This is a genomic window from Pseudomonas silesiensis (assembly GCF_001661075.1).
Lineage (GTDB): Bacteria > Pseudomonadota > Gammaproteobacteria > Pseudomonadales > Pseudomonadaceae > Aquipseudomonas > Aquipseudomonas silesiensis.
Genome location: NZ_CP014870.1, coordinates 3,313,286 through 3,334,174 on the forward strand (window position 1 = coordinate 3,313,286; position 20,889 = coordinate 3,334,174).

A 20,889-nucleotide genomic window follows, 5' to 3' on the forward strand; every position below is an offset into this window, starting at 1 on the left:
GCTTTCGCGAGCAAGCTTCGCTCCTACAGGGGATCGCTAATGGCCTGAATTACCAAGTGTACGGAGTAGCAAGATGAGCCAGACCCAGGCAGAACGACTCCAGGCGGAGCGCAAACTGGCGGAAAACCAGTTCGATATCACCCAATACCACCATGTGCCACGGCGTTATTACGGGCGGATATTCTTCGCCACCGTAATCGTCATCGCGATTCTCGGCCTGGTGCGCGCCTTCGCCGAAGGCAAGATCGAATGGTCATACATCGGCCAGTTCCTCACCTCCCAGGCGATCATGTGGGGCTTGCTCAACACCATCGTCATGGCGGTGCTGGCGATGGCCCTGGGCATCGTCTTCGGGGTGATCACGGCGATCATGCGCATGTCGGCCAACCCGATCCTGCGCTACGTGGCCGTGACCTATACCTGGCTGTTTCGCGGTACGCCGCTGATCCTGCAACTGCTGTTGTGGTTCAACCTGGCGTTGATCTTCCCCACCATCGGCATTCCCGGCCTGTTCGAAATGGACACCGTGAGCCTGATGACGCCGTTCGTGGCGGCGCTGCTCGGCTTGAGCATCAACCAGGGCGCCTACACCGCCGAAGTGGTGCGTGCCGGCCTGCTGTCGGTGGACACCGGTCAGTACGAAGCCGCCAAATCGATCGGCATGCCGCGCCTGCAAGCGCTGCGCCGGATCATCCTGCCCCAGGCCATGCGGGTGATCATTCCGCCGGTCGGCAACGAATTCATCGGCATGGTGAAAATGACATCCCTGGCGAGCGTCATCCAGTATTCGGAACTGCTCTACAACGCGCAGAACATCTACTACGCCAACGCCCGGGTGATGGAGCTGCTGATCGTCGCCGGCATCTGGTACCTGGCCACCGTCACCGTGCTGTCCTTCGGTCAAAGCCGCCTGGAGCGTCGTTTCGCTCGCGGCGCCGGCAAGCGTTCTTGAGGAGTCCGACATGAGAAGCATCGTCAAGGCCGTGAGCCTGAACAAGTACTACGACCACTTCCACGCCCTCAAGGACGTCAATATCGAAGTCGAGCAAGGCGAAGTGCTGTGCATCATCGGCCCGTCCGGCTCGGGCAAAAGCACCTTGCTGCGCTGCATCAACCAGCTGGAAAAGATCGACAAGGGTGGCCTGTGGGTCGATGGCGAACTGGTGGGTTACCGCATCGCCGGCAATAAACTGTACGAGCTCAACGAGTCGCAGATCGCCCGGCAACGGCTGTCCACCGGCATGGTGTTCCAGCGCTTCAACCTGTTCCCGCACATGACTGTGCTGCAAAACATCATCGAAGGGCCGTGCCAGGTGCTCAAGCGTTCGCCCAAGGAGGCGCACGAAGAAGCGGTGGAACTGCTCGCCCGCGTTGGCCTCGCCGACAAGCGCAACAGCTACCCGATCGAATTGTCGGGTGGCCAGCAACAACGGGTGGCCATTGCCCGCGCATTGGCCATGCGCCCCAAGCTGATGTTGTTCGATGAACCCACTTCGGCACTCGACCCGGAACTGGTCGGTGAGGTGCTGTCGGTGATGCGCGACCTTGCGCAGACCGGCATGACCATGATCGTCGTCACCCATGAGCTGGGCTTCGCACGCGAGGTGTCCAACCGCATGGTGTTCATGGACGGCGGGCAGATCGTGGAGGCTGGAAGCCCCGAAGAAATACTGATAAGTCCGCAAAACCCGCGCACCCAGAGCTTCATTTCTGCCGTTCGAACCTAAGTGCCATGCTTGGAAAACAAGCGCCGCCTCACAACACTCATAAGAGAACGACCATGAAGAACTTCGTTATTCCAGCAGTACTCGCCAGCGTCATGGCCTCCGGCTTCACATTCGCCGCCGAATTGCCGGCCAGCATCAAGGCCAAGGGCGAGGTTGTGGTGGCGATCATGCCGAACTACCCGCCGATGGACTTCAAGGATCCGGCCACCAATACCCTCACCGGGCTCGACGTTGACCTGGGCAATGCCCTGGCCGAACGCCTGGGCGTGAAGATCAAGTGGCAGGAAACCGGCTTCGAGCAAATGATCAACGCCCTGACCACCGACCGCGTGGACATGGTGATGTCGGGCATGACCGACACGGCCGAACGCCAGGCCAGCGTGACCTTCGTCGACTACTTTACCAGCGGGCCGCAGTTCTACACCTTGCAGAAAAACAAGGACACCAACGAGATCATCGACCTGTGTGGCAAAAAGGTCGGCACCAGCCGCCGCACGACCTTCCCCGCGGAAATCGCCGAATGGAGCAAGGCCAATTGCGAAGCCGCCGGCAAGCCTGCGATCAATGTAATCGGCACCGAAGGCTCGGCCGACGCCCGTGCGCAGTTACGCCAGAGCCGCATCGATGCGGCGATGCAGGGCAGCGAGACCTTGTCGTACCTGAAGAACCAGGAAAAGGACATGTACAAGACCGTGGGCCTGCCGATCTCCGAGCAGTTCACCGGGCTGGGGGTGAGCAAGAAAAAGCCTGAGCTCAGTGAAGCGCTGAAGGTGGCGCTGCAGAGCATGATCGATGACGGCACCTACCAGACCATCCTGAAAAAATGGGACCTGGAATTGGGCGCGATCAAGACCGTGACCATCAACGCCGGGAAATAATGGACCGTTGCCTGCCCTTTGATCACAAAAAGGACGGGCAACACCTAACCATTGTGGGAGCGGGCTTGCCCGCGATAGCGGTCTGACAGGCGACATCGATGTCGATTGTGCCGGCGTCATCGCGGGCAAGTCGAATCGTCGCACCGCCGCTCCCACAGGGTTCCCGGTTGACCACAGATATTGCGTATCCCCACGAGTAATGGAGCGCTGTGATGTCCTCCTCGCCACAACCCACCTGGCCCGCCCCACACAAAGCCTGCCTCGCCCTGGCCTTCGACCTCGATGGCCCCACCGGCGATGCCATGCTCAACGGCTCGATCTGGCGCAAGCCCGAGTACTTCGGTTTCGGCGGTTACGGCCCCTATCGGGCGCTGCCGAGGATTCTCGACCTGCTCGACGAATTCCGGATCCCGACGACGTTTTTCGTCCCCGCCTGGGTGGTGGAGAACTGGCCAAGACAGTGCCAGGCGATTGTCGAACGCGGACATGAGGTGGCCTACCACGGCTACAAACACGAATCCTTTTACGCCTTGACGCTGGAGCAGCAAAAGGACGTGATGAGCAAATCCCGCGAGGTGTTCTGGAAATACCTGCACATTCGCGCCGAAGGTTTCCGCACCCCCTCCGGCGACTGGCGAGCCGAGACGCCGGCGATGCTGGTCGAGGCAGGCGTGACCTACTCCAGCAGCATGCGCGGCGATGACCGGCCGTACCTGGTCAAGGTGCCGGGCTTTGCCACGCCGCTGGTGGAAATCCCCGGCCGCTGGGAAATGGACGACTACGCCTCCATCGCCTATACCCGAGCGCCCGACTTTCCATCCGGCCTGGACCGCACCGCCAGCTACGAGCTGACCCTGGACAACTGGTGCCGCGAGTACGACGGCGCGATGAACGAAGGCCTGTGCCTGACCACCCTGTTCCACCCCAAGATCACCGGCAAACCGGGACGCATCCTGCTGCTGGAAAAACTCTTCGAACACATGCGCCAGCGCGATGACGTGTGGTTCGCCACCTGCCGCGACGTCGCCCACTGGTGGGTGAAGGAGCATCACCATGGCTGATTCCATTGTCTGGCCCAAAGGCTACCGCTGCGCCGTGGTGCTGACCGTCGATTACAACGATGTGCACGGCATCCTGACGCAAGCGCCTGAAGTCGCCGGACGCGACAAGACCCTCTCGGTCTGGCGCTACGGCAGCCAGCGCGGCGTCGAGCGCTTGCTCGGTCTGTTTGCAGAGTTGGGCGTACCCGGCAGCTGGTGCATTCCCGGCATCGTCGCCGAGGAAAACCCGGACCACATCCGGGCCATCCAGGCGGGCGGTCACGAGATTGCCTGCGCTGGTTATCGCCATCAAAACTACGACAGTCTGGACCTGGCCGCGCAGCGCGCCGAGATCGCCAAGGGTTGCGCGGCGTTGACTGCGCTGACCGGCCAGCGTCCGACCGGGTTTCGTATCCCGGCCGGCAATGGCGCGCCGGGGTTCATCGAGGCGTTGAAAGATCATGGCATTCGCTGGTCCTCATCCTGGCGTGGCGATGACTTGCCCTTCGCTCATCCGACCGCGCCTGAGGTCATCGAACTACCGCTGCACTACGAACTGGAAGACGAACCCTACTTCGCCTTCAACCTCAGCCCCGCCGTGCCACCGGCGCAATCACGGATCGCGTCCTACAGCCACACCCTGGGCAACCTGCAAATGGACTTCGCCGGGTTTCACCGGTTCGGCTTGTGTTATGTGCTGCGCCTGCACCCGGAGATCATTGCCACGCCCGGGCGGATTGGCGTGCTACGCGAATTGCTTGAGGGGATTCAACGGCATGAAGACGTGTGGATTGCCACGGGGGCCGACGTCGCCCGATGGTGGGCTGAGTCAGCGCCGCCAGTGACCGAGGATCATCCTGCTTCGGTGTATGAGCGGCATTATCGGGATTACCTCCTATGACGGAACCCATGCAACGACTGGCACTGGGTGAACTGGAGTCGGTTGAATTGACCATTGCATTGCCTGACCCGGCCCCTTCGCGAGCAAGCTCGCTCCCACAGTTGAAATGCATTCCCCTGTGGGAGCGAGACCGGCTTGCCGGCGAAGGGCGGCGACTCGGTACATCGGCGATCCACACAAGCGCCCACAGTTGAAATGCATTCCCCTGTGGGAGCGAGCTTGCTCGCGAATGGCAGCGACTCGGTATCAAGCCGAACACCATAGAATCTGAATAAGGACATTTGCCCCACCGTGGCCACCTACTCACTCGTTATCCGCCGGTTGATGATCGTTTCGCTGACCATCGTCGTCAGCCGCGCCATCACCAGCCCTTTGCTCACGCTGTTCCTGAGCAACAAACTCGGCCTCAACCAGCAGGATGTCGGCCTGTTGCTGGGCATCGCGGTGTTCATCGCCACCCTGCTCGCGCTCTACGGCGGCTACATCATCGACCGCCTCGAAAAGCGCCGACTGCTGATCCTCGCCATGCTTTCCAGTGCCATCGGCTTCGTGCTGCTGACCTTCGCCGACAACCTCTACCTGACCACCGCCACCCTGGTGATCACCGAAACCGCCTCGGCCCTGTTCCTGATCGGCTCGAAGGCGATCCTCAGTGAAAACCTGCCCATGGGCCAGCGCGCCAAGGCGTTTTCCCTGCGCTACACCTTGACCAACATCGGCTACGCCACCGGTCCGATGTTGGGCGTGGTGATTGCCGGCGTGTATCCGATTGCACCCTTCCTTATTGCCGGCGGTATCGCGTTTTTCAGTATTTTCCTGATGATCGGGATACCCAGGGACTCGGCCCTGACACCCGCCATCGGCCAACCCCAGAGTTTTCTCAAAACCCTGGTCACCCTGAAAAACGACCGCACGCTGATCATGTTCACCTGCGGCTGCCTGCTCAGCACCGTGGTCCACGGCCGCTTCACCCTGTACCTGTCGCAATACCTGCTGGTGACCGAGGATTCCAAGCGGGCCCTGGAAACCATGGCCGCCCTGCTCGCCTGCAACGCCATCAGCGTGATCCTGCTGCAATACCAGATCGGCCGTTTTCTCAAGCGCGAACAATTGCGCTACTGGATCGCCGGTGGCACCAGCCTGTTCATCGTCGGCCTGATCGGCTTCAGCCTGGCCGACAGCCTGGTGAGCTGGTGCGTGGCGATGTTTATCTTCACCCTCGGGGAAATGATCATCTACCCCGCCGAATTCCTCTTCGTCGATACCCTGGCGCCGGAGGAACTGCGCGGCAGTTATTACGGCGCACAGAACCTCGCCGCCCTGGGCGGCGCGCTGAGTCCGGTGATCTGCGGTTACCTGCTGCTGCACTCCCCTGCACCCACCATGTTTTATGCCTTGAGCGCCCTGACTGCCATGGGTGGTTTCCTGTGTTTCATGAGTGGGCGGCGGGTTGCCATGCATCAGAAATAATGAACTGAAGCTTCATTAATATGAATTTGTCAGCATCAGGATTGAACGGCACACTGTGCTGGTTCCTCCCCCAATAGTTGGAACACCTTCAAGGGCTTTCTGGGTATCCCAGCTAAGCCTTTTTTTTGCCTCGGTTTTTTCTACGGATCCTGTGCCTCATGTTTGCTCGCTGGTTACCTGCTGCCATCAACACCCGTCCTTCCGAATGGAGCCGCGCTGCCATCGGCATGTCACTGGGCACGATGTTCAGCGTCTGGCTCTGCAGCCAGGTATTCGGCATGCAAGTGGCGCAGCATCTGATCGGCCCGCTGGGTGCGTCGGCCGTGTTGCTGTTCGCCGTGTCCTCCGGTGCACTGGCTCAGCCCTGGTCGATTCTTGGCGGGTATTTGAGCGCCGGGGTGGTGTCGTTACTGGTGGCGCATGTGCTCGGGCGGACCCTAGGCAGCGCTTGCCTGGCGGCGGGCATGGCGCTAATCCTGATGTGCTGGCTGCGTTGCCTGCACCCTCCTGCCGGGGCGCTGGCGTTGCTGTTGGTGCTGGCGGACCCGGCGACCATCGCCCTGGACTGGAAAGCCCTCGGCCCGGTGATGCTCAGCGCCTCGACCATGCTGCTCAGCGCCCTGACCTACAACAACCTGACACGCATCCGTTACCCCAGGCGTGCCGGCGAACCGGTGGCCGTGGTGCCGGCCGATCACCCGCCGATCGACAGCCAGGCCATCACCGCCCAGGATCTCAAGCTGGCCCTGGCGGAAATGGAAGCGTTCTTTGACGTTACCCCCGAAGACCTCGAGCAACTGATTCATATCAGTGAGTTGCACGCCAAACGTCGCAGTATTGGTGAAGTGCTGAACCAGAGTTACTGACAGCACACATCCCCTGTGGGAGCGAGCTTGCTCGCGAAAGCGTTGGGTCAGGCGATATTGATATCGACTGACACGGCCTCATCGCGGGCAAGCCCGCTCCCACAGTGACTTGGGGTGGACACTAAACATCAAGACTCGCATACATGTGAAGCCATGCAAATTTGCAGGAAGCACCTGCACATATCCCGGTTGTACATCACAAATTTGCACTGGTACGATCCAGCATCGCTCGTGCGCGAGCTTGTCTATAAAAGAACAATAAAAGCAGGGAGTTACTGATGACTGCTCAGGTTTTTTCTCCGGGGACTTCGTCCATGGATGCCACGCAAAACGAAGTGCTGGCCGAGGTGCGCAACCATATCGGTCACTTGACCCTCAATCGCCCTGCCGGCCTCAATGCCCTGACCCTGGACATGGTGCGCACGCTGCAGCGTCAGCTCGACGTCTGGGCGCAGGACTCGCAGGTGCATGCAGTGGTCATGCGCGGTGCCGGCGAGAAGGCGTTCTGTGCCGGCGGCGATATTCGCTCGCTGTACGACAGTTTCAAGAATGGCGACACCCTGCATGAGGACTTTTTCGTCGAGGAGTACGCCCTCGACCTGGCGATTCACGATTACTGCAAACCGGTCCTCGCCTTGATGGACGGTTTCGTCCTGGGCGGCGGCATGGGCCTGGTGCAAGGCGCGGACTTGCGGGTGGTTACCGAGAAAAGCCGCCTGGCGATGCCGGAAGTCGCGATCGGTTATTTCCCGGACGTCGGCGGCAGCCACTTTTTGCCACGGGTTCCCGGGGAACTGGGGATCTACCTCGGCGTCAGCGGTGTGCAGATCCGCGCGGCCGATGCGCTCTATTGCGGCCTGGCCGATTGGTACCTTGAGAGCAGCAAACTCGGCACACTCGACGAGCAACTGGATCAGTTGCAATGGCACGACACACCGCTCAAGGACCTGCAAGGCCTGCTGGCCAAACTTGCGGTGCAACATCTGCCCGATGCACCCCTGAGCGTATTGCGCCCGGCCATCGATCACTTCTTCGCCTTGCCCGATGTGCCGAGTATTGTTGAGCAACTGCGTGAGGTAACGGTCGCCGACAGTCATGAATGGGCCCTGACCACCGCCGACCTGCTTGAAAGCCGTTCGCCGCTGGCCATGGGGGTGACCCTGGAAATGTTGCGCCGCGGCCGGCACCTGAGCCTGGAGCACTGCTTCGCCCTTGAGCTGCACCTCGACCGTCAGTGGTTCGAGCGCGGCGACCTGATCGAAGGCGTGCGCGCCTTGCTGATCGACAAAGACAAGAGCCCGCGCTGGAACCCGCCGACCTTGCAGGCGCTGGACGCCGGGCACGTCGCGAGTTTTTTCAGCGGGTTCGACCCAAGCTGGAGCTGAGCCATGCACGATATCGAATTGAGCGAAGAACAAGTCATGATCCGCGACATGGCCCGGGACTTTGCCCGCGGCGAAATCGCACCCCACGCCCAGGCCTGGGAAAAGGCCGGCTGGATCGATGATGGCCTGGTAGCGAAGATGGGCGAACTGGGCCTGCTGGGCATGGTGGTGCCCGAGGAATGGGGCGGCACCTATGTCGACTACGTCGCGTATGCCCTGGCCGTGGAAGAGATTTCCGCTGGCGACGGTGCCACTGGCGCGCTGATGAGCATCCACAACTCGGTGGGTTGCGGACCGGTGTTGAACTACGGCACCGAAGAACAGAAACAGACCTGGTTGCCGGATCTGGCCAGCGGCCAGGCCATCGGCTGCTTCTGCCTGACCGAGCCCCAGGCCGGTTCCGAGGCCCACAACCTGCGCACCCGCGCTGAACTGCGCGATGGCCAGTGGGTGATCAACGGTGCCAAGCAATTCGTCAGCAATGGCAAACGGGCGAAACTGGCCATCGTGTTCGCGGTGACCGATCCGGATCTGGGCAAGCGCGGCATCTCGGCGTTCCTGGTCCCCACCGACACTGCAGGGTTCATCGTCGATCGCACCGAACACAAGATGGGCATTCGCGCTTCCGACACCTGCGCGGTGACCCTGAGCAACTGCACGATCCCCGAAGCCAACCTGCTCGGCGAACGCGGCAAAGGCCTGGCCATCGCCCTGTCGAACCTCGAAGGGGGGCGCATCGGGATCGCGGCGCAGGCATTGGGTATTGCGCGTGCGGCATTCGAAGCGGCGCTGGCCTATTCGCGGGATCGGGTCCAGTTCGACAAACCGATCATCGAGCATCAGAGCATTGCGAATATGCTGGCCGATATGCACACGCGGTTGAATGCGGCGCGGTTGCTGATCCTGCATGCCGCGCGCCTGCGCAGCGCGGGCAAGCCTTGCCTGTCGGAGGCTTCACAGGCGAAGTTGTTTGCCTCGGAGATGGCCGAGAAGGTCTGCTCGTCAGCGATGCAGATTCATGGCGGGTATGGTTATCTGGAGGATTACCCGGTGGAGCGTTATTACCGGGATGCGCGGATCACGCAGATTTATGAAGGGTCGAGCGAGATACAGCGGATGGTGATTGCCCGCGATGGCGTCAGTGAAAACGCTACATCACTTCCCTTTGAACTCAGCCTCACGCTTGGCAATAAACGCCGCCATCCCTTCCTTCTGATCCTGCGTCGCAAACGCCGCATGGAACACCCGACGCTCAAAGCGCACGCCTTCCGACAGGCTCACTTCAAACGCGCGGTTGACGCTTTCCTTGACCATCATCGCAATCGGCAGCGACTTCGCGGCAATCTTGGCCGCCACTTTCAGCGCTTCTTCCACCAGTTCATCCGCCGGCACGATCCGCGCGACGATCCCGCAGCGCTCCGCTTCCACCGCATCGATCAGGCGGCCGCTGAGGCACATTTCCATGGCCTTGGCCTTGCCCACGGCGCGGGTCAGGCGCTGGGTGCCGCCCATGCCCGGGAGCACGCCGAGGTTGATTTCCGGTTGACCGAACTTCGCGTTGTCACCGGCCAGGATGAAGTCGCACATCAACGCCAACTCACAACCACCGCCCAAGGCGAAACCGTTGACCGCGGCAATGATCGGCTTGCGGCGGTTGGCCACGCGGTCGCTGTCACTGAACAGATCGTCCAGATAGATCTGCGGATAGGTCAGCTCGACCATTTCCTTGATGTCGGCGCCTGCAGCGAAGGCTTTCTTCGAGCCGGTCAGCACGATGCAGCCAATGTTCGAATCGGCCTCCAGACCGTCGAGGGCCTGGTTCAGTTCGCTGACGATCTGCGCATTCAACGCGTTCAGCGCTTGCGGACGGTTGAGGGTAATCAGGCCAACGCGACCATGGGTTTCCAGCAAAATCGTTTCGTAACTCATGTATGACTCCCAAGCATTGTAAAAGCCTTTTGTTCAAAGATTGCGCGAAATGACCATGCGCTGAATATCGCTGGTGCCTTCGTAGATCTGGCAGACCCGCACGTCGCGATAGATCCGCTCCAGCGGGAAATCGTTCAAGTAGCCGTAACCGCCAAGGGTTTGCAAGGCCGATGAGCATACCTTCTCGGCCATTTCCGAGGCGAACAGTTTGGCCATGGACGCTTCGACCAGTGCCGGTTTGCCGCTGTCACGCAGCGCCGCGGCGTAGTGCACCATCTGCCGGGCCACGGCGATCTGGGTCGCCATATCGGCCAGGCGGAACGCGACTGCCTGGTGTTCGATGATCGGCTTGCCGAAGCTCTCACGCTCACGAGCGTAGTCACGGGCCGCTTCGAACGCGGCGCGGGCCATGCCCACCGATTGCGAGGCGATGCCGACACGGCCGCCTTCGAGGTTGGCCAGGGCGATCCGGTAACCTTCGCCCTCCTCGCCCAGGCGGTTGGCCAGCGGCACTTTGACGTCTTCGAACAGAATCTGGCAGGTGTCGGACGCGTGCTGCCCCAGCTTGTCCTCGACCCGTGCGACTTTGTAGCCCGGCGAGTCGGTCGGCACGATGAACGCGCTGATGCCACGCTTGCCGGCGGCCGGGTCGGTCACGGCGAAGACGATCACCACCCCGGCGTTTTGCCCCGATGTGATGAACTGCTTGCAGCCGTTGAGCACGTAGTGGTCGCCGTTCAGCCGGGCGCGGGTTTTCAGGCCACTGGCATCGGAGCCGGCCTGGGGTTCGGTCAGGGCGAAGGCACCCAGCATCGCGCCGCTGGCCAGCGGTTTGAGGAAGCGCTCTTTCTGGTCGTCGTTGCCGTACTTGAGGATCGGCACACACCCCACCGAGTTGTGCACGCTCATGATGGTCGAACAGGAACCGTCACCGGCGGCAATTTCCTCCAGGGCCATGGCGTAGGCCAGGTAACCGGTATCGCAACCGCCCCATTCTTCTGGCACCAGCATGCCGAAAAAGCCCAGCTGCGCCATCTCGCCGATGGCGTCCTTGGGGAAGCGATGTTCGCGGTCCCATTCTGCGGCGAATGGTTTCAGCCGTTCATCGGCGAACTGCCGGGCCATATCGCGGATTTGTTGTTGGTCGTCATTGGGGATCATGGTGAATCCTTAAAATTAAAATTGCCCCATGCCCCTTGTAGGAGCGAGCTTGCTCGCGATGGACGTGAGGGCGCCGCGTTCATACAGGTAGCCCCCGTCATCGTTAACGTCCATCGCGAGCAAGCTCGCTCCTACAGGGATTGGTGTCAGCCTCAGTAGAGGCATTCCACGGCCATCGCCGTCGCTTCGCCGCCGCCGATGCAAATCGCCGCCACACCACGCTTCAGGCCTTTCTGGCGCAGGGCCGAGAGCAAGGTCACGAGGATCCGCGCACCGGACGCACCGATCGGGTGACCCAGGGCGCAAGCGCCGCCGTGGACGTTGATCTTCTCGTGGGGGATTTCCAGTTTGGTCATGGTCACCAGACTGACCACGGCGAAAGCCTCGTTGACTTCCACCAGATCCACTTCGTCCAGGGACCAGCCGGTTTTCTTCATCAGTTTCTGGATCGCGCCCACCGGCGCCACCGGGAACAGGCCCGGGGTATCGGCGAACGCGGCGTGGCCGTGGATCACCGCCAAGGGTTTCAGGCCGCGCTTCTCGGCTTCGGAACGGCGCATCAGCACCAGTGCCGCAGCGCCATCGGAGATCGAGCTGGAGTTGGCCGCAGTGACAGTGCCACCGTCGCGGAACGCCGGCTTGAGCGAGGCGATCTTGTCCAGCCTGGCTTTCGGTGGCTGCTCGTCGTGGCTGATCACTACCTGCTCTTTGCCCACGGTCACGGTGAGCGGCACGATTTCGTCCTTGAAGCTGCCGTCCTTGATCGCCTGCTGTGCACGGGTGGTCGAGGCAATGGCAAACGCGTCCTGGGCTTCACGGGTGAAACCGTTGGTTTCAGCGCAATCCTCGGCGAAGGTGCCCATCAAGCGGCCCTTGTCGTAAGCGTCTTCCAGACCGTCCAGAAACATGTGATCGAGTACGCGGCCGTGGCCCATGCGGTAACCGCTGCGCGCGCGGTCCAACAGGTACGGCGCGTTGGACATGCTTTCCATGCCGCCGGCGACCACCACTTCGGCGCTGCCGGCCACCAGCATGTCATGCGCCAGAATGGCCGCTTCCATGCCCGAACCGCACATCTTGTTCAGGGTGGTGCAGCGGGTCGATTTATCCAGCCCCGCGCCCAGTGCGGCCTGACGCGCCGGGGCCTGGCCGAGGCCGGCGGGCAGTACGCAGCCGAACAGCACTTCTTCAACCGCATCCGGCGCAATACCGGCGCGTTCAACCGCAGCTTTGATCGCTGCCGCACCGAGTTGCGGCGCGGTCAGGCTTTTCAGTTCGCCCTGGAAACCGCCCATCGGGGTGCGGACGGCGCTGACGATAACAATTGGATCGTTGGCAATAGTCATGACAAATCCTCTTTACTTGGCGGCCATGCGCAAGGCGCCGTCGAGACGGATCACCTCGCCATTGAGCATGCTGTTTTCAATGATATGCCTGACCAGCCCGGCATACTCGTCCGGCTTGCCCAGGCGCGGCGGAAACGGCACGCCTGCAGCTAGGGACGCGCGGACTTCCGGGGTCATGCCAGCCATCATCGGCGTTTCGAAAATCCCCGGTGCGATGGTCATGACGCGGATGCCGAAGCGCGCCAGTTCACGGGCGGCGGGCAAGGTCAGGCTGACGATCGCGCCTTTGGATGCCGCGTAGGCGGCCTGGCCGATCTGGCCGTCGTAAGCCGCCGCCGAGGCCGTATTGATGATCACCCCGCGTTCGCCATCGGCATCCGCTTCGGTCTCGGCAATCGCCGCCGCCGCCAGGCGCAGCATATTGAAGCTGCCGATCAGGTTGACGTTGATCACCTGGCTGAAATTGGCCAGCACGTGCGGGCCGGTCTTGCCGAGGATTTTCTCGCCGCGCACGATGCCGGCGCAGTTAACCAGGCCATTGAGGCCGCCGAACGCCTTGACCGTCGCCAGCACCGCGGCTTCGGCCGCCGCTTCGTTGCTGATATCGGCCACCACGCTCTGAGCGCCCAGACGTTGCGCCTGAGCGGCAACCGCCTCGGCGTTCATGTCCACCAGCATGACTTTAGCGCCGGCAGCGACCAGCATTTCAGCGGTGGCCGCACCGAGTCCGGAAGCACCGCCGGTGACGAGAAAAACCTTGTTTGCGATCTGCATCATTGTGTCCTTGGATTCATGCTTAAAGGTTCTTCGCCGCAGCCTCTTGAGCCTTGGCGATTTCCTGGTTGCGCAAGATAAAGCGCTGCAACTTGCCGCTAGGGGTTTTCGGCAACTCGCTGACAAATTCGATTTCACGGGGGTATGAGTGCGCGGCCAGGCGCTTGCGCACGTGTTGGCGCAATTCTTCGGCCAGCTCCGGTTCAGGACGGTATTGCGCGCTGAGCACCACGAAGGCCTTGACCAGTTCGGTGCGTTCCGGGTCGGGCTTGCCGACCACCGCGGCTTCGACCACTGCCGGGTGTTCGATCAGTGCGCTTTCGACGTCGAACGGACCCACACGATAACCCGACGTGGTGATCACATCGTCACTGCGGCCGACGAAGCTGATGCTGCCATCCGGGTTCCACTCGACGGTGTCGCCGCTCAGGTAATAGTTACCGACGAAGGCTTTGGTCGGCGCGCCTTCATAACCGCCGAACCAGCACATCGGCGACTGGGTACGATCGATGGCCAGGATGCCTGGCTGGCCGACGCCGAGCTCCTTGTACTCTTCGTCCAGCACGACGATGCGGTGGCCCGGCGAGGCAAATCCGGCGGCGCCCATGTGGATCGGGTGCTCCAGGGCATGGTGATTGCACAGCACCATGCCCAGTTCGGTCTGGCCGTAATGGTCGTGAATCACTACGCCGAGGTTGTCGGCGAACCAGCGGATCACTTCCGGGTTCAGCGGCTCGCCGGCACTGCTGACGATGCGCAGCTTGCCCTTGATCGAGCGGGCGAACTCGTTGCCACCGGCAATCAACAGGCGATAAGCGGTCGGTGAGCCGGTGAGGTTGGTGATCCCGTATTTGTTGATCACCCGGCAGGTGCTTTCAAGGGTGAACGGGCCATCGTAGAACGTGATCGGATGTCCCATGGCCATAGGCCCGGTGACGCCGAAATAGATGCCATAGGCCCAGCCCGGATCGGCGACGTTCCAGAACGCATCTTCAGGGCGCAGGTCCACGGCGTCGCGGGTGTAGCTCTGGAAGGCAACGATGGCCTTGAGCGGCACCGACAGCGCTTTGGAAGGGCCGGTGGTGCCCGAGGTGAACATCAGCAGGAACGGGTCTTCGCCGGTCAGCAGCACCGGTTCGCACTCGGCGGGATAATTGGCCAGTTCGGCCCAGAAACTGTAATCGCCCTGGACGATGCCCTGCCCCTTGGGACCGGCGACGGTGACGATAGTCGGGCAGTCGGCCACTTCACACAGTTTCGAGCGATTGACCGCGTCGGTGACCACGACCTTGGCGCCGGAGCTGTTCAAGCGATGCTCGATGGCTTTGGGGCCGAAGGCGGTGAACAGCGGTTGGTAGACCGCGCCGATACGCCAGGTGGCGAACACGGTGATCAGCAATTCGATGTTGCGGGGCAACAGGCCTGCAACCTTGTCGCCTTTCTTCACGCCCTGGGCGAGGAGGAAATTGGCAAACCTTGCCGCTTTATCCTGCAGGTCGGTAAAGGTGTAAGTCGCGCTGGCGCCGTCCCGGCCTTCCCAGAACAGCGCGATGCGCCCCGGCAAGGCATGTCGGTCGCAACACTCGATACAGGCGTTGAGGGCCGTCAAATCGCCCGCAAGTGCGGCGTCCACGGTGTGCTGGTAATCGAACTGTGACGTGGCAGACAAATAATCGCGCATTGCCAGAATCCCTCGGTCTTCTTATTAGGTTTGGGGGAACCGTAAGTAACAGGGAAATATTCGCTCTACGCGGGGGGTGGGGCAATGGTCAAAGCTATCAAGTTGTGTGACTGGTTTGGCCAAGATCCAAAGGATGTGTTGCCTGGACTAACGCCATCGCGGGCAAGCCCGCTCCCGCAGTGATTGTCGGTGCTCACAATTGTTGTGTACGCCGCAGAACCCTGTGGGAGCTGGCTTGCCAGCGAAGGCGTCAGCATTGTCACCACAAAGTCCGGATCAGTCGTTAAGAATCAAACTCCGGTAATGCCCCGGATTCGACCCCGACCACTTGCGAAACGCCTTGTAGAACGAGCTGGCATCGGCAAACCCCAGGCGCGTGGCAATCTCGGCAAAACTGATAGAGGGCTCGGCCAGCCATACGATCGCCAATTCCTTGCGCACGCTGTCCTTGAGCCCCTGATAGGTCTGCCCCTCTTCGGCCAGGCGCCGACGCAAGGTCGAGGCCGACATGCACAGTCGTTGCGCCAAAGCCTCGGTTTCGGGCCAATGTTCGGCAGGCAATTGCCGCAAATCATGCTTGATCCGGCTGGCCAGGCTTTGCGGGTCGCGGTATTTCACCAGGATATTGGCCGGTGCCTGCGCCAGGAAACGCTTGAGTTCTTCAGCCGTGCGCTTGATCGGCAAATCCAGGCACTCGGCGGAGAAGATCATTCGCGTGCGCGGCCGGTCGAAACGCAGGTTTTCGGAGAACATCACCTGATAGTCATCACAGAAGTCCGGTTCGGGGCAGCGCAGCTCGATGGCCAGGATCGGAATCCTTCGCCCCGCCAGCCAACAGGCCACGCCGTGAACGATCATCCAGTAGGTGAAATAGGTGAAGGCCCGACGCGGGTCCTGGTCGTCCTCCTGCAGCACGATCTCCGCCAGGCTTTGCTGGCGAACCAACTGGGCGGGCAGGTGCTCCAGCATCAGCGACAGGAAACCCAGGCCCGAGGCCAGGGCGGCGGCCAGGTTCGGCTGGACCATGGAGCATTGACAGAGAAATGCCAGGCTGCCGGACTTGAGTTTGCGCGGATCCATGCCAAAAAACTCGTCGTCCCCACGCCTGGCCAGCAATCGCCACAGGCGCGCATACGCAGTGGCCGGGACACGGGCGTCGGCGGTCTGCAGCAGCGCCGGATCGATGCCGACTTTGTTCAGCACCTCTTCGGTGGCAGCCCCCGGGGCGCAACTTTGCAACAGCGCTTCACGCACCAGTTGCATGGAGATGGTGTCTTTTTCCGACATTAGAGAATCCGGTACAACAACCGCTCGATCCGCACGCGGCTCACGCGCTTGAGAAATTTGGCCACCGCCGGCGGGTATTCCAGCAGTGTGTCCAGCTCCTGGTAACGCGCGATGCGACGGGTGTGCTGGAAAATCTCGTCCAGCTCGTTTCGCCGTGGCGCAAGCAATTCACCTTTGGGATCATCGATCAGCAGCGCGTTTTCCAGATCCAGACGGAACGCCCGCGGATTGATGTTGTTGCCGGTCAGCAAGGTGTAGCGCTGATCGATCCACATGCCTTTGAGGTGGTAGGTGTTGTCGCCGTCCTTCCACAGGTGCAGGTTCAACAGTCCGCTGTCGATGCTGCGATGATGGCGTTTGGCGAAGCGCCGCAGGCTGATCTCGTACAGGTACGGCAGCGCCGCGATCACCTTGAACGGTTCGCTCGGCGGAATATAGAAGTCGTTGGCGGTCTTGTCTCCAACCACGATGTCGATCTTCACCCCCCGCGCCAATGCCCGGTTGATTTCCCGGGTGACCGCCAGCGGCAGGTTGAAGTACGGCGTACAGATCGTCAGTTGATCGCGGGCACTGGCGATCAACTCGCAAATCACCCGGCTCAACGGGTTGTTCTTGCCCACACCGAGCAACGGGCTGACGGTCAAGCCGTCTTTGGCGGCAGTACCCGCCGTGGTGTCGTACGCCGCGTGCTTGAGACGGCTGCGCAGGTCACCGATGTCGTTGCGCAGGCTGCGGGTGGTCGGCAGGTTCGGAAGGTCCAGTCGGTGTACCGCCTTGGAGGCGATCAGGCCGTGCTGGATCAGGTGCTGCATCGAATCGGCCAGCGCGCTGTTGTGCAACAGGTGATAACGGTCGTAGCGGTACTTGTCGAACTTGTGCAGATAGACGTTGTTCAGACTGGCGCCGCTGTAGATCACGCAGTCGTCGATCACAAAACCCTTCAAGTGCAGCACGCCGAACAGCTCTCGGGTCTGTACCGGAACGCCATACACCGGCACTACGCTTTCATGAGTGCGGGTGGTCTCCTGATACCAGGCCGAGTTGCCCGGCTGCTTGCCGGCACCGATCAAGCCGCGCTGGGCCCGAAGCCAGTCGACGACCACCACCACGTCCAGTTCCGGACGCGCCAGTTTGGCGGCATGCAGGGCATCGAGGATTTCCTGGCCGGCTTCGTCCTGCTGCAGGTACAGCGCGACGATGTAGATGCGTCGGGTCGCCTGGGCGATTTTTTCCAGCAGGCAACGGCGGAATTCCGCAGCGCCGGAAAGAATGGTGACGGCATCGGCGGTCAGCGGAAAACTGCGCAGTTTGGGCAGTAGAGATCGTTTGAAAAGCGACGGCATAGGGCTCGCAATGGGTCGAATCCGAAGAACCCGAGAGCTTACACCATGGATTGGCTGGGGTCTTGTTGGTGTCTGTGACGGCCTCTTCGCTGTAGGAGCGAGCTTGCTCCTACACTGAAGCAATTTCATAGGCGACAAAAATATCCGCTTGACCAAGGAGAACGATCGTTCTACTGTTTGAAGCATGAACGAAATAACCAGCAGCGACACACGCGACATCATCCTGGATGTCACCGAAAAGTTGATCTATAAAAGTGGCATTGCCGCCACCGGCATGGACCTTCTGGTGAAAACCGCCGGCGTCTCCAGGAAAAGTATTTACCGCTACTTCGCCAACAAGGAGGAGTTGACCGTCGCGGCCCTGCAGCGGCGCGACCTGCGCTGGATGCACTGGTACAGGAGCGCCGTCGACCAGGCGGAAACGCCGGCCGAACGGCTGCTCAACCTGTTCACCGTGCTCAAGGCCTGGTTCGCCTCCGAAGGCTTTCGTGGCTGCGCCTTCATCAACACCAGCGGTGAAACCGGCGACCCGCAAGACCCGGTTCGCCTGGTTGCCAAAGACCATAAACAGAAGCTGCTCGACTACCTGCGCGAGCTTTGTACCGAACATGGCGCCACAGACCCGGATACGCTGGCCAGACAGCTGCTGATCCTGATCGATGGTGCCATTACCGTGGCGCTTGTCATGGGTGATCACAGTGCCGCCGATAATGCGCAATGCATGGCGCGAAAGTTATTGGACCTGTGACGCTTCAAATAAGCCCGACAACTTGCTTGAACGTTAATCTGCCAGGGAGACTTTAAATGTCTAACGCCGAAGTTCGTCCGCCTTTACCGCCCTTCACCCGTGAATCGGCCATCGAGAAAGTTCGCCTGGCCGAGGACGGCTGGAACTCCCGCGACCCGGAACGGGTGTCGCTGGCCTATACCCTGGACACCCGGTGGCGCAACCGGGCCGAGTTCGCCAGCAATCGCGAAGAAGCCAAAGGCTTTCTGACCCGCAAATGGGCCAGGGAACTGGACTATCGCTTGATCAAGGAACTCTGGGCCTTTACGGACAACCGCATCGCCGTGCGTTACGCCTACGAATGGCACGACGACTCGGGCAACTGGTTCCGGTCCTACGGCAACGAGAATTGGGAGTTCAACGAAGACGGATTGATGGCCAACCGGTTCGCCAGCATCAACGACATGCCGATCAAGGAAAGCGAGCGCAAGTTCCATTGGCCGCTGGGTCGTCGACCCGACGATCATCCAGGCCTGTCCGACCTCGGTCTCTAGACAACACCGCACCCCCTGTAGGAGCTGGCTTGTCGGACCGCCGCACCGCAGCGAGACCGGCCTCAAGCCCTGCACCGCCCATGCAGACGCCTTCGCCGGCAAGCCGGATCCTACTAAAGCAATCGCGGTTGCCCACGTTTACACAAACAATCCCGGTCGCCCGCAACAAGGGATATAGGTAAGATACCGGCCCTTCCCCGCAGCCTTCACCTGCGTCCTGCCGAATAAGCCGATTCCATGCCTTTCGAACTCAGCGTTGACCTCACCACCCTGGCCATCCTCGTCCTTGTCGCTTTTGTTGCCGGTTTCATCGATGCCATCGCCGGCGGAGGTGGCCTGTTGACCACGCCGGCACTGTTGACCGCCGGCCTGCCGCCGCACCTGGTGCTGGGCACCAACAAACTCAGTTCGACCTTCGGCTCGGCCACCGCCAGCTTCACCTTCTACCGCCGCAAGTTGTTCCATCCAAGGCAGTGGACGCATGCCATCGTCGGCACCCTGGTCGGTGCCTTGACCGGTGCCGTGGTCGCGCATTACCTGCCCGCGGAATGGCTGAACAAGATGCTTCCGGTGATTGTCTTTGCCTGCGGCCTCTATCTGTTGTTTGGCGGCACGCCGAAGGCGCCGCTGGACAGCGATGCACCGATCAGGAAAAAGTGGCAATCGAGCCAGGGTTTCAGCCTCGGTTTCTACGATGGCGTGGCCGGTCCCGGCACCGGGGCTTTCTGGACCGTCAGCAGCATGTTGATGTACCCCATCGACCTGGTGAAGGCCAGCGGCGTGGCGCGCAGCATGAACTTCGTCAGCAACATCGCGGCGCTATCGGTGTTCGTGTTTTCCGGGCAAGTGGACTGGATCATCGGCCTGAGCATGGGCCTGTCGGTGATGGTCGGCGCGTTCTTCGGTGCTCGCACCGCCATCAGCGGCGGTGCGAAATTCATTCGCCCGGTGTTCATCACCGTGGTGTTGGGGCTGACCGTGCGGTTAGCCTGGCAGCACTGGTTCAGCGTGGCCTAGGCGCCGCGCCACGTAGACGTCGATCAGGTAACGGGCAATCGAGCGTGACGCCGGCAACGGTGGCAGCTCGTTGACGTTGAACCACTGGGCGTCTTCGATCTCGTCTTCCTGGCACACGATCTCGCCTCCCGCGTACTCGGCATGGAAGCCGAGCATCATCGAATGCGGGAACGGCCAGCACTGGCTGCCCATGTACTGGATGTTCCTGACTTCGATCTGCACCTCTTCACGCACCTCGCGAATCAGGCAGTCCTCGGCGGACTCGCCCGGCTCGGCAAACCCCGCCAGCGTGCTATAGACCCCGGTGACAAAACGCGGTGAACGCGCCAGCAGGATTTCGTCGCCACGGGTGATCAGCACGATCATGCTCGGCGAGATGCGCGGGTAATAGCGTAGATCGCAAGGCTCGCAGTACATCGCCCGTTCGCGCACGACCTGCCGGGTTGCCTGCCCGCAGTTGCCACAGAAGCGATGCTCGCGGGCCCAGGTGCCGATCTGCGCGGCGTAACCGAGCACCTTGAACACCCCGTGGTCGCCTTCGAGCATGAACGCGCGCAAGCCTTTCCAGTTGCAGCCCGGCACTTCGCTGTGACTGCGCAACTCCAGCAGATAGACCGGCTCACCATCCAGATGACCGATGCCGTGCTCGGCGAGGATCGACAGGTCCTGGCGTTTGAGCCACTCCCGTGGAAACAGCGCGCCGTTATCGTCGTACAAGAAGCCTTCGGGGCTGCGCGCCACGGCCCAGCCGCCGGGTTGATCGGTGTCCAGTACTGCAGTGGTCCAGCGTGAAGTCATGTCAA

The 20,889-nt window shown here is 61.3% G+C and carries 19 protein-coding genes and 1 pseudogene; 12 read left to right on the forward strand and 8 right to left on the reverse strand.

Going from position 1 to position 20,889, the window contains the following annotated elements:
- Positions 1-73: 73 nt before the first annotated feature.
- The 9 genes and pseudogenes from PMA3_RS14795 to PMA3_RS14835 form a co-directional block, all read left to right on the forward strand.
- The gene (locus tag PMA3_RS14795) at positions 74-952 is read left to right on the forward strand and encodes an amino acid ABC transporter permease (RefSeq protein WP_046047004.1); all 879 of its coding nucleotides are present in this window, start codon (positions 74-76) and stop codon (positions 950-952) included.
- A 10-nt stretch (positions 953-962) separates the two neighbouring features.
- Positions 963-1,727: an amino acid ABC transporter ATP-binding protein gene (locus PMA3_RS14800; protein ID WP_064677852.1), complete on the forward strand. Its 765-nt coding sequence runs from the start codon at positions 963-965 to the stop codon at positions 1,725-1,727.
- A gap of 53 nt (positions 1,728-1,780) precedes the next feature.
- On the forward strand, positions 1,781-2,605 hold the full coding sequence (locus PMA3_RS14805) for an ABC transporter substrate-binding protein (RefSeq protein WP_064677853.1): 825 nt from the start codon (positions 1,781-1,783) through the stop codon (positions 2,603-2,605).
- 212 nt (positions 2,606-2,817) lie between these two features.
- The gene (locus PMA3_RS14810; protein WP_064677854.1) at positions 2,818-3,666 is read left to right on the forward strand and encodes a polysaccharide deacetylase family protein; all 849 of its coding nucleotides are present in this window, start codon (positions 2,818-2,820) and stop codon (positions 3,664-3,666) included.
- The gene (locus tag PMA3_RS14815) at positions 3,659-4,546 is read left to right on the forward strand and encodes a polysaccharide deacetylase family protein (protein WP_064677855.1); all 888 of its coding nucleotides are present in this window, start codon (positions 3,659-3,661) and stop codon (positions 4,544-4,546) included. The genes PMA3_RS14810 and PMA3_RS14815 overlap by 8 nt, the downstream gene beginning before the upstream one ends.
- Before the next feature lie 291 nt (positions 4,547-4,837).
- Positions 4,838-6,016 (forward strand): MFS transporter, encoded by a 1,179-nt coding sequence (locus PMA3_RS14820; RefSeq protein ID WP_064677856.1) that lies wholly within the window; start codon positions 4,838-4,840, stop codon positions 6,014-6,016.
- A 158-nt stretch (positions 6,017-6,174) separates the two neighbouring features.
- Positions 6,175-6,882 carry an HPP family protein gene (locus tag PMA3_RS14825; protein WP_064677857.1) on the forward strand — a complete coding sequence of 236 codons (708 nt, stop codon included), beginning with the start codon at positions 6,175-6,177 and terminating at the stop codon, positions 6,880-6,882.
- Positions 6,883-7,160: 278 nt separating this feature from the next.
- Positions 7,161-8,267, forward strand: a complete 1,107-nt coding sequence (locus PMA3_RS14830) for an enoyl-CoA hydratase/isomerase family protein (protein ID WP_064677858.1) — start codon at positions 7,161-7,163, stop codon at positions 8,265-8,267.
- A 3-nt stretch (positions 8,268-8,270) separates the two neighbouring features.
- Positions 8,271-9,401 (forward strand): annotated as a pseudogene (locus PMA3_RS14835) (acyl-CoA dehydrogenase family protein); the annotation flags it as partial.
- Between the two features lie 21 nt (positions 9,402-9,422).
- Here the strand turns inward: PMA3_RS14835 and PMA3_RS30810 are convergent.
- The 7 genes from PMA3_RS30810 to pssA form a co-directional block, all read right to left on the reverse strand.
- Positions 9,423-10,196, reverse strand: coding sequence for an enoyl-CoA hydratase (locus PMA3_RS30810; protein ID WP_082930476.1), 774 nt, complete (start codon positions 10,194-10,196; stop codon positions 9,423-9,425).
- Positions 10,197-10,229: 33 nt separating this feature from the next.
- Positions 10,230-11,357 (reverse strand): acyl-CoA dehydrogenase, encoded by a 1,128-nt coding sequence (locus tag PMA3_RS14840; protein ID WP_064677859.1) that lies wholly within the window; start codon positions 11,355-11,357, stop codon positions 10,230-10,232.
- Between the two features lie 152 nt (positions 11,358-11,509).
- Positions 11,510-12,703 (reverse strand): acetyl-CoA C-acyltransferase, encoded by a 1,194-nt coding sequence (locus PMA3_RS14845; protein ID WP_064677860.1) that lies wholly within the window; start codon positions 12,701-12,703, stop codon positions 11,510-11,512.
- A gap of 12 nt (positions 12,704-12,715) precedes the next feature.
- Positions 12,716-13,477 carry an SDR family NAD(P)-dependent oxidoreductase gene (locus tag PMA3_RS14850; RefSeq protein WP_064677861.1) on the reverse strand — a complete coding sequence of 254 codons (762 nt, stop codon included), beginning with the start codon at positions 13,475-13,477 and terminating at the stop codon, positions 12,716-12,718.
- 22 nt (positions 13,478-13,499) lie between these two features.
- Positions 13,500-15,158, reverse strand: a complete 1,659-nt coding sequence (locus PMA3_RS14855) for an AMP-binding protein (protein WP_064677862.1) — start codon at positions 15,156-15,158, stop codon at positions 13,500-13,502.
- Positions 15,159-15,434: 276 nt separating this feature from the next.
- A complete protein-coding gene (locus tag PMA3_RS14860; protein WP_064677863.1) occupies positions 15,435-16,445 on the reverse strand; it encodes an AraC family transcriptional regulator in 1,011 nt (336 codons plus the stop codon).
- The gene (gene pssA, locus PMA3_RS14865) at positions 16,445-17,788 is read right to left on the reverse strand and encodes a CDP-diacylglycerol--serine O-phosphatidyltransferase (RefSeq protein ID WP_064677864.1); all 1,344 of its coding nucleotides are present in this window, start codon (positions 17,786-17,788) and stop codon (positions 16,445-16,447) included. Before pssA ends, PMA3_RS14860 begins: the two co-directional genes overlap by 1 nt.
- Positions 17,789-17,972: 184 nt before the next feature.
- Between pssA and PMA3_RS14870 the strand changes: the two genes are divergently transcribed.
- From PMA3_RS14870 to PMA3_RS14880, 3 genes are all read left to right on the forward strand, one after another.
- Positions 17,973-18,536: a TetR/AcrR family transcriptional regulator gene (locus PMA3_RS14870; protein ID WP_064677865.1), complete on the forward strand. Its 564-nt coding sequence runs from the start codon at positions 17,973-17,975 to the stop codon at positions 18,534-18,536.
- 56 nt (positions 18,537-18,592) lie between these two features.
- A complete protein-coding gene (locus PMA3_RS14875) occupies positions 18,593-19,069 on the forward strand; it encodes a nuclear transport factor 2 family protein (protein ID WP_064677866.1) in 477 nt (158 codons plus the stop codon).
- Between the two features lie 237 nt (positions 19,070-19,306).
- The gene (locus tag PMA3_RS14880) at positions 19,307-20,086 is read left to right on the forward strand and encodes a TSUP family transporter (RefSeq protein ID WP_064677867.1); all 780 of its coding nucleotides are present in this window, start codon (positions 19,307-19,309) and stop codon (positions 20,084-20,086) included.
- On the opposite strand, the gene nudC is transcribed toward PMA3_RS14880, so the two are convergent.
- Positions 20,054-20,884, reverse strand: coding sequence for an NAD(+) diphosphatase (gene nudC, locus PMA3_RS14885; protein ID WP_064677868.1), 831 nt, complete (start codon positions 20,882-20,884; stop codon positions 20,054-20,056). The two genes, PMA3_RS14880 and nudC, sit on opposite strands and share 33 nt — an antisense overlap.
- Positions 20,885-20,889 lie beyond the last annotated feature (5 nt).